The sequence below is a fragment of the Paenibacillus sp. O199 genome (assembly GCF_001636635.1).
Classification (GTDB): Bacteria; Bacillota; Bacilli; order Paenibacillales; family Paenibacillaceae; genus Paenibacillus; species Paenibacillus marchantiae.
This window is the reverse complement of the sequence record NZ_LGRP01000001.1, coordinates 388,013-400,727: the sequence shown is the minus strand read 5'-3', so window position 1 is coordinate 400,727 and position 12,715 is coordinate 388,013. Positions and strand designations below refer to the sequence as shown.

Sequence of the window (12,715 nt, the reverse complement as noted above, 5' to 3'; positions counted from 1 at the left end):
TTTGACTTAATAATAAATGCATGTTATTCTTAGTTTATCAAATACATATATTTATTCTTAAACAGTGGGAGACAAGATGAAATGAAAAACGATCTGATTTATGCACTAATGTCTTTATTAGATGGTATTACAATTTTTATGTTCGCCTTTGGTTGTTTTAAAGTGAGTTTTCGAGATTATTGGAAGGAAATATTAGTCACAAACGTAGTTATCTCAATAGGCACTTTTTACATGAAGTCAAATGAAGCAATATCAAGTTTTATTCCCATCATATGCTTTCTGTTACTGGCTATATCACTTACATTTTACTTTCGGATAAGACCTTGGAGTAGTGTTAAGTTAGCAATTTACGGATTCGGAGCACAATTTGTTTCTCAAATGATAATAGCCATTTTAATCATGGTGGCCTCTGGATCAGGCTATACTTATACTCTTGAAAATTTCGGGATGTACATTCAATTGATAGGCGATGGTTTTCTAATAGCTCTAACGTTAATTTTGCAAAAAAGAAGAATTTGGTACACCACACTACCTTATGATTATACGTTTAAAATTAAACTCAATAAAACAAATATTATCAGTTGTACTCTGGGTCTGTTGGCAGTAGTGATATTATACAATGTAAAGCAAATTGAGAATGTATACCTAGGACTGTTATTCTGGTTAATATGTCTAATCAATATTATATTCATTGATGTTGTTAAGGAAAAGAGTGAGTTGGCATGATAGATAATTATGTAAACAATATTTCACGAAAATTAGTTGATCGTTTTCCGACTGAATTGCCGCCATATGGGATCACCAGATACGGAATAAAGTTTATCGTTTCAAATATCTTACCTATAATGTTATTGTTACTTGTGGGTTTGATGTTTAACATTTATAATAATGTTTTAATAAGTATTCTGTCATTTTCTGCTTTGCGGCTCTCTTCTGGAGGATATCATAGCGAATACCCTGAAATATGTTTGATTTACTCAAGCATACTGATGCTGACAATTGCGACATTCGGAAATTTATTTGAAGGTGTAGAATGGATATTCTCTATAGCAGCCTTAATATTGGTGACAATCTTCGCACCATCAAATATTGAGAACCAAACAAAGATTCTTAGTAAATATTTTATATATTTAAAGTACATAGCAATTCTTACGGTACTAGTGGGAGCTTTAATAAGAGACCCCATTATCAGTTGTTCGATGTTTGCTCAAAGTCTCCTTTTGATTCGCTTGAAAGGAGGTGATAGGAATGAATAAAATTAAAATGATGAAATTTGGTATGACTGCATTTGGATTTTTGCTGACAGCTATTGCTGTAGCTGGCGTTAATACTGCAAGCTGGACATTGATTCACAATGAGCCAGTACCTGAAGAATTAAAATAATAACAATGCCCTCTACTTTAAAATGTGGAGGGCAGATTTATCAAAAGAGGTGTAATAGAATGGATCACATTATTGTCCAGAGGAAAGAGGGAAAAAAAATAAATGATGAAGCCGAATGGTTAAAGATTGTTGATATTAAATCTTCGAGTAAAGAGTTGATCAATGGCAAAAAGGAATATAAGACTGTTTTTCATACTGATGGGGGAGATTTCATTTATTGTACAAGCAATGATGCAATCATGCATTTGATGCACAAGCATCATGGATTAGTCGTTGTAGATCGTGGTAGAATGGGTAACTTATATCATGCAGAACATATTGACTTTGAAAAAGGTAAGATGTTTTTTGATGTACAGGCGAACGATTACATAGAGATCATAGGAGATTCCCGAAAGAGTGTTGTAAAAGAGTATTTTAAGAAGTTGTTTGGTAAGAAGTGATATCAACCTATAAGGAATAAAAATACGTAATAAAATATGTTGCCAAATGGTATATATGCTTTGACTAACTCATAAATTGTTGTATAATTAGGAATACGAACACAAGTTCTATATATGTTCTATTCGACACTTATCGACATTAAGATGGCTAACTTTCCAATATTATCTACTTGTCAAGCATTTTTAGTCGGGGGGTTAAAGTGTTTGTCAAGTGCTAAAAGATGGATTAAAATAAATACATAAGATAAATCACACCCAGTATTCATCATAAGATACGAGAGGAAATGAAAATATGAAAAACACCTTGAATATTGATAAGAAGTCGATAGGACTTATTACTATAGCTAATTTCTTTTTTCAAGACTATCGAAACAACGAAGAATTTGTACGACAGTGCAGCGGTATGAATGGGAAGCAAATTAACAGTTGGCTTATGCAGTATAGATTTCAGAAGATCTCAGAAACGCGCTACAGGTCGCAAAATGAGTTTGTAGAAGCCTACAATGTAAACCCGCCTATGGCATTGGAGCGCCTATTTCAAGAGCGCATCAATAGTGATAAGTTAAGCAAACTGAATTGCATTGATCCAATTACTATATATACTTATCACATCAAAGACCCAAATGTTAAATTTAATAGTTTTACTGGGTATTTTCTGTAGCCGGATCACCCGGCAACAAAATAAGAATGAAAATACATATTTACAAAATGATAATGAATGCATATAATGGATATATGAGGTGCTTAACACGAAAAAATGATGAAGTAATAGTTTCATCAAGAAATTGGATTTGAAAACAGAAGCATAAGAGAGTATATGAAAGAATAACGGAGATTAAAATAACACGCTTTGCGTGATTATATAGAGGCAGCAAGTTTATTCTGAAAAGGTGGTGGAACGCATGACGAGCAGATTGAGAAGTCCTCCAATGTAACTGAATATCTAGAGAGACACACAATCAAAAAATACATATACACAAAGGGAGATAATATTAATCAATGGCAGACTACAAAATCAAGGTAAACAAGAATCATCAAGGTAAAGAATTCAAAAGCTCATTTCGTTTTATTGGTAAGGTTAGTGCAGTAAACAAAAAAGATCCAGTAACCGATAGCTGGGAGAAACAACCGATTTATCAAGAAACAACAACTCGAACAAACAAGCCTCGTCGAGTTCTTCAATTTGAGGTTGAAACAGCATTGAGCAATCGACTACGGGTTGAACTTGCGGGTATGGAACAGCCTTTCGCTTACCCTTACAGCCGCACACAAGGTGGATCAGTTAAGGTAGTATGGGCTGATCGCAATGACAAAACAAAATTCCCTGATGATACATATCACCCAATTGAGGTTGATTGGGATAAGGCAGAACGACTGGGTCAGTTAATTGAAGAGGGTGAATGGTATGAAATTCGAGGGCAATACCAATTTGACACCTTTACACCAGACAATAGCACTGAAGAAAAAGTATTTGTAAAGCGAGTAATTTCATCTGTTCGACCAATTAAGGATGGAGTACTCCTAAATGATGATGGAACTACACAGACTGTAAAACATGCTGGACAAGAGTTTGATTATGTTACAGATTTCAATAGTGAAGCATTCCGAGAAGTGAATTACTTCAGTATGCAACTTGGTATTCGTAGCACATATCAAGATGACAATAAAGATACAAAAGTCAATGCAGTGTTCTTGGATTATGGGAAAGAACGTTCAGAACCGAAAGATGTAGAACTCATGGTATACCATAAAGAAGTCGAGAAGGGTATTCCAATGGCAGATGCATTCGCATCACTCAATACATATGATTTTATCGAAGCAACAGGTCAGGACAATAATAGAGCAACATTTGCTTATGTAGATATCGTTGAGGAAATTGCATCTGATGACCCATTTAGCCAAGTCGATAACAGTGAGAAAGTAACACGACAAGAACGTGTAACCAATGGAGACAAAAAAGGATTGGAAGTAATCAGCTATGTTCAAGGCAGTATTATGCGAGAACTGTTGACTGAAGAGGAATTTAGAAAAACAGCAGCACTAACAAGCGACGATCCATTTAATAATATAAATAAGTCTGATGATCCGTTTAATCAGACTGGAGGAGATCCATTCTCAACTGATAAGAGCGATGATCCATTTGCTCAATAAGAAACATTGTCATGGGGTGTCTTATGACACTCCTAACGAATGAAATTAATATAATAAAATAATATAAATGGAGTGATTTATTTAAATGAGTTGGAGAAATAAAGTACAAAAAAATACGCCTAAAGTGGAACTTCATTCAATCATGAGTCTTATTGTTGGTACATACAAAACAGGTAAAACACGCCTTTGGAAAGAGGTTACTGAGCTACACTATAGTTCACCTGATGAGGCGCTCCTGTTGGCGTTTGAGCCCGGATATGAGACATGGGAATTGGACAACATCATTCCAATTCATAAAGAAGGATCAGATGAAGATGCTTGGAAACAATGGGAGTTTTTCAAGAAAGAAGTTGTTCCGGGCCTCGTAAAAGAAGCCAAGGAAGGAAGAATTGTAAAACTCATTGGTATTGATACTGCTGACCGATGTGTGGATGCAGCAACTTCGTGGTTGTTAAAAGATAGAGCTAAGAGATATGCGAAGAACTCTATTGTCTCGCTACAAGATCTGGGTAATGCATCTGGCAATGTAGAGAATGGCTATACAGCTCTTTATGAGGAAATGAAAAAACCATTCGACGCTCTTCGTAATGCTGGCTATGGTTTGCTCGGTTTAGGGTGGACAAAGGAAAAAGAAACTACACTATATAATGGTATGAAATATAATTCTGTTGAATTGATGATGCATGCTACAGCACGAAAGATCTTCGAATCACAGGCCAGTTTGATTTGTTGCTTGTTCAATGAGGTAGTTGTGGTAAACAAAGATGGTGACGAAATGTCGGATAACATTAAGGACAAAAAAGGCCGAGAAAAGGGTAGCAACTTCCATGAGACACGTACTGTTATGGTGTTCCGTCCTACTGAATATATTTCTATCGCAGGAGGTCGATACACTGATCTCCCAGAGGAGCCAGTAGAGTATAGTGCAACTAACTTTCTTAAAGTATTTGAGGATGCTGTTAAGGGTCAGCTCAAAAAAACTAAGAAAAACATTGAAGAATTAAAAGTTGAGCAAGAACAAGAACGTGATGAACAAGCTAAAGACTTTGGAGAACAAGAAGAGGCAAAGATTACTGCTGAAGAGTTAATTGCAGGAATTCATCAACAGAAAGATCGTTTTACAAATGTTCAACTTACTGAATTTGTAGTTCCAGAGTTTAAGATGTTGCTTGGTACGGCTAATTATCCATCAGTTGCAGATGTTGAAGCGTTGTCCAAAGCACTAGATTTTATTAGTAATTTCAAGTTGCCTGAATAATACATAGAGTTTGTGAAAGACAGATTTTATCCGAAAAGGAGACATATTTTTGACTAACATCGTTATTGAAACATTTACAGGTAAGAGATATCAGACAGAAACAGACACAACAAGCTTTCAACAACTGGCCCTCAATCTTAACAATCCTAAGTACCAAGATAGCTTCTTCTTGCTGGGAACAGTGATCATTCATCGGAATGAGATTTCTACAATTTCGATTGTAAATGAAGAGAAAAAGAAAAGTCCTGTCTCAGACAATGAAAAATTGGCACACTTACACAAAAATGAAGTAATTTTGTCCAAAGCAGATGTAGACGAAATGCTGAAAATCGTTGGTTTGATCGGTGACCTAAAAAGATCCTACTACACTAGCATAAGTTTTCATATGGCCTCACTTGAAATAGTGGGGCTTTACTATAATCAAATATCAGGAAGGTGATACGTTGGAAGTACTCCTATCTCTATTGTTGGCACTGTCCATTGGTCAGGCAGGATTAGAAAGTGCCAATCAAGCACGAGAAGCGAAAAACACGACTAAAATCGAGAGTGTTAAAGTTGAAAAGTCGGATGAGTCTAAGAAGGTCGCTCAAAAGGAAGTTAAGCAAATTAAAGAAACAACGAGTAAGAAAAATAACGAAGAACATAAATGGATGTATTTTGAGATTTCTGCGTACACGAACGGAAAAGAGTCTACAGGAAAAGTAAAAGGCGATAAGAACTATGGCATTACGGCTTCAGGGGCTCACACAAAAGAAGGGGTTACAGTGAGTGCAGATCCAAGATTATTGCCAATGGGAACTAAGATTTACATAGAAGGCATAGGAGAGCGTACTGTACAAGATACTGGATCTGCAATCAAAGGTAAAAAATTAGATTTGTTTATCGAGGATTTGGATGCAGCGTTAGAGTTTGGACGAAAGAAGAACGTAAGAGTCAGAATTATTGATTAGTAGAGGATGAATACATATGAATGAAGTTGTCAAAGGAGTAGGGAAAGACGCTCCAACAGTTATCAACGAACTTGGCGGGAAGCAGTCTCAAGTACTGTATCGATTCGACTTGCTCAATCCAGCAGCAATGTTTGAAATGACGAAAGTCTTAAAGTATGGAGCAGATAAATATGGTGCAGATAATTGGATGAACATTGAAGTAAGAGATCACATCAATCACATGTTGATTCATGCATATGCTTATTTGGCTGGAGATACCTCTGATGAGCATCTATCGCATATTATGTGTCGTGCAATGTTTGCGCAAGCTGTAGAACTGAAAAATCAGCAATATCAGAAAAACAGAGTAGTTTGTGAATAGGCTTAAAACAATTAAATACATTAGTGAAACCTCTGTAGATGAGATGGTCAAACAGATCGTCTCTAAACAGAGTGATATTAGTAAGGTTATTGAAGCAGCAAAACAAAGTAGAACTGAATATGGACTTAAGGTACAAGAGTTAATTAAGCGCCTTGAGTCACTGTAAAAGCTGTATTTCATCGGAAATATAAATTCATATAACAAGGAGAGATCGAATGAGTAAATTTAAAGAATTCATTAAAAAAGTAGCAAGTAAATTTAGTACACCAGTTAAACCGTTGGCAGCGGAAGTATTTAAGGAAGACAAGTTTAAAATGGACATTGAAGGCAATGTGAAGGCCAATAAATTACATGTAAGTTGGTATGGAGATCAGGTTGCTAAAGCCGAGACATGGTCATCTGGAGAAGTTGAAGGTCTTCCTCCACAAGAGCCACAGTTTCTAATCTGGAACAATCAGAAAACTAGTGAAATTTTGAACCAAGTAGAAGCAGATAAATTAACAAAATTGAAAAACAAGACAAAGAACAAACGAATTAAAAAGAAACTACAGAAACGGATCGATACATATGGAAAAAATTCAATCACACGCAATTAAAGATATATGGAGAGTCAGAGAAGGTTTGCTTTTAGAAGTACATAAGTTTAAAACACTTGGTCATTGCTGGATCAGATCAAAGAAAAGCGTTAAGCAAATTAGAGGATGTAAAGGTTTAACAGAGCTTAAAGAAGATTATTGCGACAGCTACACCAAAAAGACTTTCCCAAAAGGCACATTGATCTATAACACTGTTCCAGTTGAACCAGAGATGAACAAGGACAACTTCAAGTTCGAGATTAAATCAAGTGGTGGCTCAATTTTTGGAAAGAGTTCAGAAGAAATCAAGGAAATATTGGACGATATTGAAAAAGCGATAAATACATACTAGAGGGTAGTCAAGTATAAAAGTTCTCGAATGCTCGTCTAAAGAAGATAAACGCTATTCTGCCTTTTATGCGAAAGTTAGAGCGTGGGGAAAGTTTGATTCAATAGAAAACCACTATCAACTTAGCAAAAGGTTTGGTGAATTTAAACCTTCTAACTGGAAGGATGCAAAAGGCAAGGAACCTACACACATTGAATTGAACGGAAGACAATATGAGTTAAGATTACTATCTCAATGGTATAAGATGTTGTGGGTTAACTACTTGGACAACAATCCAGAGCTTGTAGAATATGCGAAACAATTTGATGAATTCAATGACATTTTCAAAGGTAAAAGCTTGAATTGTCAGGCAGATGTAGTAAGACAATACATAAAAGTAGGTAGACAGTCTTTAGTGGATGATTATCAGGAATTGATGGATTTGTTCAAGAATAAGGTCGAAGGAGTCACACAATGAAAAAATTCAAAGTAGAAGTTACCACAAGTAATACATATGAAGTTGAAATTGATGAGAACGCACTAAATGAAGAATGGATGCAAGAGTTTAGAGAGACATTCTATTCATTTAACTCGCTTGAAGAACATGCACAACAGATCGCTGAACAAAGAGTTCGCAAAGCAGAGCGTACCGATTCATTCTTAGAGGGATATGGGAAGGTTAGGGTTAAAGATTACTATGGATTTGACTCTAAGAAATGGGATAGTCCAGTTGATGGAATAACTATTAATGTCATTGATGAAGAAGAAATCACAGAGACGGAAGTTAAGGAGATTCTGTGATCAAGAAAGGAGAACAATTACTTCTGTTCCCCAGAAAGATTACTCGTATTCTTTTGTAATATCGATATAGTTCCCATAGCTTTCAAAAATATTGGAAGCTAACTTATCGGCGTAATCTTGTTTTTCAAATGTTATTGTGAATGTTCCACCTTTTAACATGCTATCAGACATTGCATTGACAGTAACGCCAGCGCGGTAAGCTGGAGGAACCATGCCGATGATATTAACGAGATGATCTCGCTGAAATTGAGACTTCTTTTTATACTTTATAATTACTTTGTACACTATTTAAACCTCCCAGTAATATCTATAAATTTAGTATACAGTTAACAGAACATTGGTTCAAATGAAATTGATATTTCACATAGAAAGGAGGGACACAATTGAAGTTCTCACGTAGAGCAGTGCAAGAAGACTTTATCCGTGAAAACAAAGAGTGGGAAGAAATTCTTCATCCCGACATTTTAACAGAATATCATAGCGGCAATAAAGGAAAAGCTGTGCTTACACATAAAAGTTACAACGGGTGTGGAGTTCAAACGTCAAAACAGGCGATAGAGAACTATACAGCATTCTTACATGCATGGAATGATTTTAAAGAGGGCAAGGAAGTTTTTGTCCAATACTGAACTAGGAAGGGGGGAACAACATGAGTATGAATGCTACGTATGTTAACACGATGATATTTTCAGATGACCAATTAAAGGCAGAAGAGAAGATGAATGAGTTAGTCAGTTTCTTGCCTGAGAGATCTATCATCAAGAGGACAAAAGATCATGTCAAAACCACAATTGGTACGTACAGAGCTAAGAAATATACTGAAGGATGTAGAGGGTATAGATATCAGACAGTTTATATTGACAAGTCTTTATCTGTAGTTTCAGATGTGATTAATTCCATCTTGGTAAAGATAATGCCTCCAGCCTATTATGGAGAACTGCAAAATGGTGAATATAACTGGAGAGATTGTGTGCATTTCTTCTGAGTTAATAAGGAGGAAGAGAAAATTGAACAAAATTATAGTCCGAGAATATTATTATAGCTGCTCAGATGGTTGTTGTGGTGAATGGGGAACAGAGTTAATTGTTAATGAAAAGTTGGTTGGCACATATACAGATGTTGATATGGATGTTGTAAGGAATTTGTTAGAGGCATTAGATGTAGAGTTTGAACTTGAATACATATATGACGATCAGGATTAAGAATAGGAAAGGGGTCTGACTAGTGGACACTAACAAGACTTTAACTAGTATCAGAAAAATTCTAAAAGAAGAGGGAGTAAAGGCTACAGTAACAGCAGAGAATGATGGTCGTGGAGGTGTTAATATTGAAATTCTCCTTAGTGATAAGAAGGATGATAGATTGAACAATAAAGCTACAGCTAGATTAAAAGAATTGCTACCAAACTTCTATTTCCAAGGGGCAATGTAACTTGAATTCTATTCATAATAAAGGGGTATTCTTCTTACAGTAATCAATATTTTAATTTAATCTTTAAATGAAATCGATCTTTTACATAGAAGGGGAAGTGGAAAACATTAAAGCACAATTCATAAACATAGAAACTAAGGAAGTGCTGTTTGAGTTTGACTGTGAACCAGAGTCAGAGAGCAAATCTGAGATCAATAGACCAGTTAACCTTTCTTATCCAACATCAGCCACTTTAACAGTCCAAGATGCAAAAATTAACTCCAGTATTCTAGGAAAATTAATGCCACACATTGGTAAACCTTGGGTGAGAGTCTACTTAATAAATAGAACACTAAACAGACTCATACATATTCAGAATCGGACAAAAAGCAAAAGAATTAAAAGGAAACTTGAAATTCGAATTAAGAGTCTGGATCATCCTATCTTTCACACTAGCATTCCTCTTAAGAGTAGCCAAATTCAATTAACTCAAAGAGATCCAAAACGAAAGAAGTGAGATGAAAGAAAAATGAAGAGAATTGAAATACTTATGAATCATTTAGATGATTGCCTACTGTATGTGGACGGTGTTCCCTACAACGATATTGATTATCGTGATGTCGAAGGTATTATGCTTCTAAAGGAAATCCTGAAGGATGTCGCAGACATAAACTTAAGAAAAACAAGACTGAGTATGCTTGAATTCCCCGATCTATTACAACCGATATTCGATTATCAAATTTGAATGAATTCAGCATTTCTTCTAGAAAAGGAGTGTTTTTAAGTGCCCAAGAAAAGCAACCACAAACATGAGTATGAGTTGATAGAGCTAAAAGAAGATTCTTGGTACACTCATGAGCAAAAATGTAAAATATGCGGACATGTATATACTCGATTACGAGTAGAGCAAGGAAATTAACAATACTCAGCAAGGGAGCAATGTCAGATGTTTAATGTAGACATCGGCTTGAAAAATGGAAGTATCCTACGTAATTGCTCAATTTTCGAGGAAGCAGTAGAAAATATTAGAGTAAAAATGGTTCATATCACAGACAAAGAGAAGATTGAGCAACAGTTTTCAAAAATGCCTTGGGGAAACGAACACAGATTTGTTTACTTTCAAAATGAAGATATGAATGGAAAAGTAAACGTGATGAATATAGAATGGCATAGCTAAACTAAGAGAGGAGAATTATTTGCATGGATAAGTTTGAAGAATTGAAAGAATACAGAGAAGAGTATTTACAGAGTGATTGGTCTAGAATGGATCTCTTTTTAGCAGAAAAGGTGAGAAAGCAACAAACAGAAATTGATAATCTAAAATCTTTTTATGATTATTTTCGTCAATTGTATGGTGCAGGATTGCAAATTGCGAATTGGCATAAGAATGGAGCATTAGAACCATTTGATAATTTCTTTGATTCTGCTGAACAAAAATAGAATAAAATGAAACTTTCTTGGAGATTGGAGAATTGCAAGTGAATGACAAATGCTGTAAGTGTGATGGCGAAATTTATGAGTCTGAATCTTTAAGTAGATGTTTGAGATGCAGAAGAGCAACTGAAAAGGAATTACCTGCCGAGGAGTACTATAAACAGAAGAATAACATAGGATTTGTCGTTAAAGGGGAAGTTTAATAAGGGAGTTGATGTTGGTTGAGTTTTACTGCTATTGAACGTGAGACAGTTTGTGTTTGTAATGACGAAACTAATGAGTGGGAAGTATACAGTTGTTCACCTAAAACCATTACTAAGATTAAGAAAGCTGGATTAGAACTTTTACGTGTAGATGAGCATGGAGGACATTATTTTAAAGGTGACTATGGACAAGTTTCATTCCGGGCTAAGAGTAGTGGTCGAGTGTGGACAGAAGAACAAAAACAAGCAGCCGCTGAACGTCTTAAGGAAGCAAGATTAAAGAAGGGAGAATAAATGAATAAAGAGACAATAGAACGAACAGAGACTCAAAGGGATAAGATCATTGCAACTTTGAAACGAGCCGGAGATTCAGGAGTAACCAACGTAGAACTAAATAAGATTGCTTTACGATACAATGCACGTATTCAAGAGTTATATGTACGTGGATATAAAATACATAGTGAAGAATTAGATGGTGGAGTTACAAAATACATATTGATTTCAGAGCCAACAGAACCATTCAAGAAGCCCGATAAAGCAGTAGACATTTTAATTGAAGATATAGAGAGTAAATATAATGGAAACATTAGCGCGCGCGAATTAAATGATTACTTAGATGCACAGGGATTCACAGTTAGACGTAAAGTTGGATCGTATTGTTAAAGCACATGAAATGAGAATTTCACTTAGAAAGGGAGCTGAGTTGTTGAACGTAATTAAGCGGTTACTGTTAAAGAGTAGTTTTTTTAGAAAGACGATACATAAGAGTGGCGAAGAAATACATAAACAAAAACTGAAAGACATTAGCAATCACTTAAGAGAAGTTAAAAATGAATTGATCAAACTACTGCCAACTCAGTTGTGGCAGCGGTTTGAGAGTGAAGCATATATTTCAGGTGGATGTATATATAGTTTATATCACGACAAGCAACCGAAGGATTACGACTTCTTCTTGGTAAATGATTCGCTCGTTGAAGAGCTCAGGGAATACTTTATTGATCATGCTGGATATCATGGAAGTGATATGAGTGGTGGAACATATTGCGACTTGCCTTTAATCATCACAAACAATGCAATTTCTATTGGGAAGTATCAGATTATTACTCAGTGGGTGGGAGATCCGCAGGATGTGATCATGGAATTTGATTTCAAACACAATCAGTTCTATTGGAAGAATAAGCGAGTGTATGCACTGAGTGACTGGACTTATCTGAAGGGGAACGCATTGGTTTATAACGAACAGAGAGCACGAGACATTGTTGGGACTATTGTGCGAGTTCCGCGATTTATACAGCGTGGGATGACTATTACACAAAAAGAAATGAGTAAGGTGTTATTGAAATTACATAGCGTAGGTTTTACTGATAAGGAAATTGAGATTCTGAATAGCAATAAAGCAGACAGACATTTTGGCTCATAGG

At 35.6% G+C, this 12,715-nt stretch carries 24 protein-coding genes; 23 read left to right on the top strand and 1 reads right to left on the bottom strand.

Annotated features, from left to right (window positions below; translation table 11 throughout):
• Positions 1-81 precede the first annotated feature (81 nt).
• The 14 genes from A6049_RS02050 to A6049_RS01990 all read left to right on the top strand — a co-directional run bounded on the left by A6049_RS02050 (position 82) and on the right by A6049_RS01990 (position 8,247).
• Positions 82-726, top strand: a complete 645-nt coding sequence (locus A6049_RS02050; RefSeq protein ID WP_063562991.1) for a hypothetical protein — start codon at positions 82-84, stop codon at positions 724-726.
• Positions 723-1,256 carry an accessory gene regulator B family protein gene (locus A6049_RS02045; RefSeq protein WP_063562990.1) on the top strand — a complete coding sequence of 178 codons (534 nt, stop codon included), beginning with the start codon at positions 723-725 and terminating at the stop codon, positions 1,254-1,256. Before A6049_RS02050 ends, A6049_RS02045 begins: the two co-directional genes overlap by 4 nt.
• The gene (locus A6049_RS32425) at positions 1,249-1,383 is read left to right on the top strand and encodes a cyclic lactone autoinducer peptide (protein WP_095205922.1); all 135 of its coding nucleotides are present in this window, start codon (positions 1,249-1,251) and stop codon (positions 1,381-1,383) included. The genes A6049_RS02045 and A6049_RS32425 overlap by 8 nt, the downstream gene beginning before the upstream one ends.
• Before the next feature lie 59 nt (positions 1,384-1,442).
• Positions 1,443-1,823 carry a hypothetical protein gene (locus A6049_RS02040; RefSeq protein ID WP_063562989.1) on the top strand — a complete coding sequence of 127 codons (381 nt, stop codon included), beginning with the start codon at positions 1,443-1,445 and terminating at the stop codon, positions 1,821-1,823.
• A 292-nt stretch (positions 1,824-2,115) separates the two neighbouring features.
• On the top strand, positions 2,116-2,484 hold the full coding sequence (locus tag A6049_RS02035) for a hypothetical protein (protein ID WP_063562988.1): 369 nt from the start codon (positions 2,116-2,118) through the stop codon (positions 2,482-2,484).
• A 338-nt stretch (positions 2,485-2,822) separates the two neighbouring features.
• Positions 2,823-3,974 carry a hypothetical protein gene (locus A6049_RS02030; RefSeq protein ID WP_063562987.1) on the top strand — a complete coding sequence of 384 codons (1,152 nt, stop codon included), beginning with the start codon at positions 2,823-2,825 and terminating at the stop codon, positions 3,972-3,974.
• 85 nt (positions 3,975-4,059) lie between these two features.
• Positions 4,060-5,232 carry an AAA family ATPase gene (locus A6049_RS02025; protein WP_063562986.1) on the top strand — a complete coding sequence of 391 codons (1,173 nt, stop codon included), beginning with the start codon at positions 4,060-4,062 and terminating at the stop codon, positions 5,230-5,232.
• 49 nt (positions 5,233-5,281) lie between these two features.
• The gene (locus A6049_RS02020) at positions 5,282-5,671 is read left to right on the top strand and encodes a hypothetical protein (protein WP_063562985.1); all 390 of its coding nucleotides are present in this window, start codon (positions 5,282-5,284) and stop codon (positions 5,669-5,671) included.
• A 4-nt stretch (positions 5,672-5,675) separates the two neighbouring features.
• Positions 5,676-6,182: a 3D domain-containing protein gene (locus A6049_RS02015; RefSeq protein ID WP_063562984.1), complete on the top strand. Its 507-nt coding sequence runs from the start codon at positions 5,676-5,678 to the stop codon at positions 6,180-6,182.
• 16 nt (positions 6,183-6,198) lie between these two features.
• Positions 6,199-6,543 (top strand): dATP/dGTP diphosphohydrolase domain-containing protein, encoded by a 345-nt coding sequence (locus A6049_RS02010; RefSeq protein ID WP_063562983.1) that lies wholly within the window; start codon positions 6,199-6,201, stop codon positions 6,541-6,543.
• Positions 6,544-6,758: 215 nt separating this feature from the next.
• Positions 6,759-7,139 (top strand): hypothetical protein, encoded by a 381-nt coding sequence (locus A6049_RS02005; protein WP_063562982.1) that lies wholly within the window; start codon positions 6,759-6,761, stop codon positions 7,137-7,139.
• Complete coding sequence (locus A6049_RS02000) at positions 7,111-7,470, top strand: hypothetical protein (RefSeq protein ID WP_145921886.1); 360 nt, start codon at positions 7,111-7,113, stop codon at positions 7,468-7,470. Before A6049_RS02005 ends, A6049_RS02000 begins: the two co-directional genes overlap by 29 nt.
• A 13-nt stretch (positions 7,471-7,483) precedes the next feature.
• A complete protein-coding gene (locus A6049_RS34530; RefSeq protein ID WP_481852078.1) occupies positions 7,484-7,924 on the top strand; it encodes a DarT1-associated NADAR antitoxin family protein in 441 nt (146 codons plus the stop codon).
• The gene (locus A6049_RS01990; protein ID WP_063562979.1) at positions 7,921-8,247 is read left to right on the top strand and encodes a hypothetical protein; all 327 of its coding nucleotides are present in this window, start codon (positions 7,921-7,923) and stop codon (positions 8,245-8,247) included. The genes A6049_RS34530 and A6049_RS01990 overlap by 4 nt, the downstream gene beginning before the upstream one ends.
• Positions 8,248-8,286: 39 nt before the next feature.
• On the opposite strand, the gene A6049_RS01985 is transcribed toward A6049_RS01990, so the two are convergent.
• Entirely contained in the window at positions 8,287-8,532 is a 246-nt protein-coding gene (locus A6049_RS01985) for a hypothetical protein (protein ID WP_063562978.1), read from the bottom strand.
• Between the two features lie 98 nt (positions 8,533-8,630).
• Between A6049_RS01985 and A6049_RS01980 the strand changes: the two genes are divergently transcribed.
• From A6049_RS01980 to A6049_RS01930, 9 genes are all read left to right on the top strand, one after another.
• Complete coding sequence (locus A6049_RS01980; protein WP_063562977.1) at positions 8,631-8,876, top strand: hypothetical protein; 246 nt, start codon at positions 8,631-8,633, stop codon at positions 8,874-8,876.
• 20 nt (positions 8,877-8,896) lie between these two features.
• Positions 8,897-9,232 carry a hypothetical protein gene (locus tag A6049_RS01975; RefSeq protein WP_063562976.1) on the top strand — a complete coding sequence of 112 codons (336 nt, stop codon included), beginning with the start codon at positions 8,897-8,899 and terminating at the stop codon, positions 9,230-9,232.
• A gap of 22 nt (positions 9,233-9,254) precedes the next feature.
• Complete coding sequence (locus tag A6049_RS01970; protein ID WP_063562975.1) at positions 9,255-9,449, top strand: hypothetical protein; 195 nt, start codon at positions 9,255-9,257, stop codon at positions 9,447-9,449.
• Positions 9,450-9,471: 22 nt separating this feature from the next.
• Positions 9,472-9,678, top strand: a complete 207-nt coding sequence (locus A6049_RS01965; protein ID WP_063562974.1) for a hypothetical protein — start codon at positions 9,472-9,474, stop codon at positions 9,676-9,678.
• 925 nt (positions 9,679-10,603) lie between these two features.
• A complete protein-coding gene (locus A6049_RS01950) occupies positions 10,604-10,834 on the top strand; it encodes a hypothetical protein (RefSeq protein ID WP_063562971.1) in 231 nt (76 codons plus the stop codon).
• Positions 10,835-10,857: 23 nt separating this feature from the next.
• Positions 10,858-11,097, top strand: coding sequence for a hypothetical protein (locus A6049_RS01945; protein ID WP_063562970.1), 240 nt, complete (start codon positions 10,858-10,860; stop codon positions 11,095-11,097).
• Positions 11,098-11,312: 215 nt separating this feature from the next.
• Complete coding sequence (locus tag A6049_RS01940) at positions 11,313-11,588, top strand: hypothetical protein (RefSeq protein WP_063562969.1); 276 nt, start codon at positions 11,313-11,315, stop codon at positions 11,586-11,588.
• Positions 11,589-11,957 carry a hypothetical protein gene (locus tag A6049_RS01935; protein WP_063562968.1) on the top strand — a complete coding sequence of 123 codons (369 nt, stop codon included), beginning with the start codon at positions 11,589-11,591 and terminating at the stop codon, positions 11,955-11,957.
• Between the two features lie 43 nt (positions 11,958-12,000).
• The gene (locus A6049_RS01930; RefSeq protein ID WP_240321278.1) at positions 12,001-12,714 is read left to right on the top strand and encodes a Gabija anti-defense Gad2 family protein; all 714 of its coding nucleotides are present in this window, start codon (positions 12,001-12,003) and stop codon (positions 12,712-12,714) included.
• Position 12,715 lies beyond the last annotated feature (1 nt).

What these genes read in the sequence shown, in the direction of transcription:
- A6049_RS02050 (WP_063562991.1), top strand. Translation starts at nt 82, where the DNA reads ATGAAAAACGATCTGATTTATGCACTAATGTCTTTATTAGATGGTATT.
- A6049_RS01945 (WP_063562970.1), top strand. Translation starts at nt 10,858, where the DNA reads ATGGATAAGTTTGAAGAATTGAAAGAATACAGAGAAGAGTATTTACAG.
- A6049_RS01950 (WP_063562971.1), top strand. Translation starts at nt 10,604, where the DNA reads ATGTTTAATGTAGACATCGGCTTGAAAAATGGAAGTATCCTACGTAAT.
- A6049_RS32425 (WP_095205922.1), top strand. Translation starts at nt 1,249, where the DNA reads ATGAATAAAATTAAAATGATGAAATTTGGTATGACTGCATTTGGATTT.
- A6049_RS02000 (WP_145921886.1), top strand. Translation starts at nt 7,111, where the DNA reads ATGGAAAAAATTCAATCACACGCAATTAAAGATATATGGAGAGTCAGA.
- A6049_RS02025 (WP_063562986.1), top strand. Translation starts at nt 4,060, where the DNA reads ATGAGTTGGAGAAATAAAGTACAAAAAAATACGCCTAAAGTGGAACTT.
- A6049_RS02045 (WP_063562990.1), top strand. Translation starts at nt 723, where the DNA reads ATGATAGATAATTATGTAAACAATATTTCACGAAAATTAGTTGATCGT.
- A6049_RS02030 (WP_063562987.1), top strand. Translation starts at nt 2,823, where the DNA reads ATGGCAGACTACAAAATCAAGGTAAACAAGAATCATCAAGGTAAAGAA.
- A6049_RS01975 (WP_063562976.1), top strand. Translation starts at nt 8,897, where the DNA reads ATGAGTATGAATGCTACGTATGTTAACACGATGATATTTTCAGATGAC.
- A6049_RS02005 (WP_063562982.1), top strand. Translation starts at nt 6,759, where the DNA reads ATGAGTAAATTTAAAGAATTCATTAAAAAAGTAGCAAGTAAATTTAGT.
- A6049_RS02035 (WP_063562988.1), top strand. Translation starts at nt 2,116, where the DNA reads ATGAAAAACACCTTGAATATTGATAAGAAGTCGATAGGACTTATTACT.
- A6049_RS02040 (WP_063562989.1), top strand. Translation starts at nt 1,443, where the DNA reads ATGGATCACATTATTGTCCAGAGGAAAGAGGGAAAAAAAATAAATGAT.
- A6049_RS02010 (WP_063562983.1), top strand. Translation starts at nt 6,199, where the DNA reads ATGAATGAAGTTGTCAAAGGAGTAGGGAAAGACGCTCCAACAGTTATC.
- A6049_RS01990 (WP_063562979.1), top strand. Translation starts at nt 7,921, where the DNA reads ATGAAAAAATTCAAAGTAGAAGTTACCACAAGTAATACATATGAAGTT.
- A6049_RS01935 (WP_063562968.1), top strand. Translation starts at nt 11,589, where the DNA reads ATGAATAAAGAGACAATAGAACGAACAGAGACTCAAAGGGATAAGATC.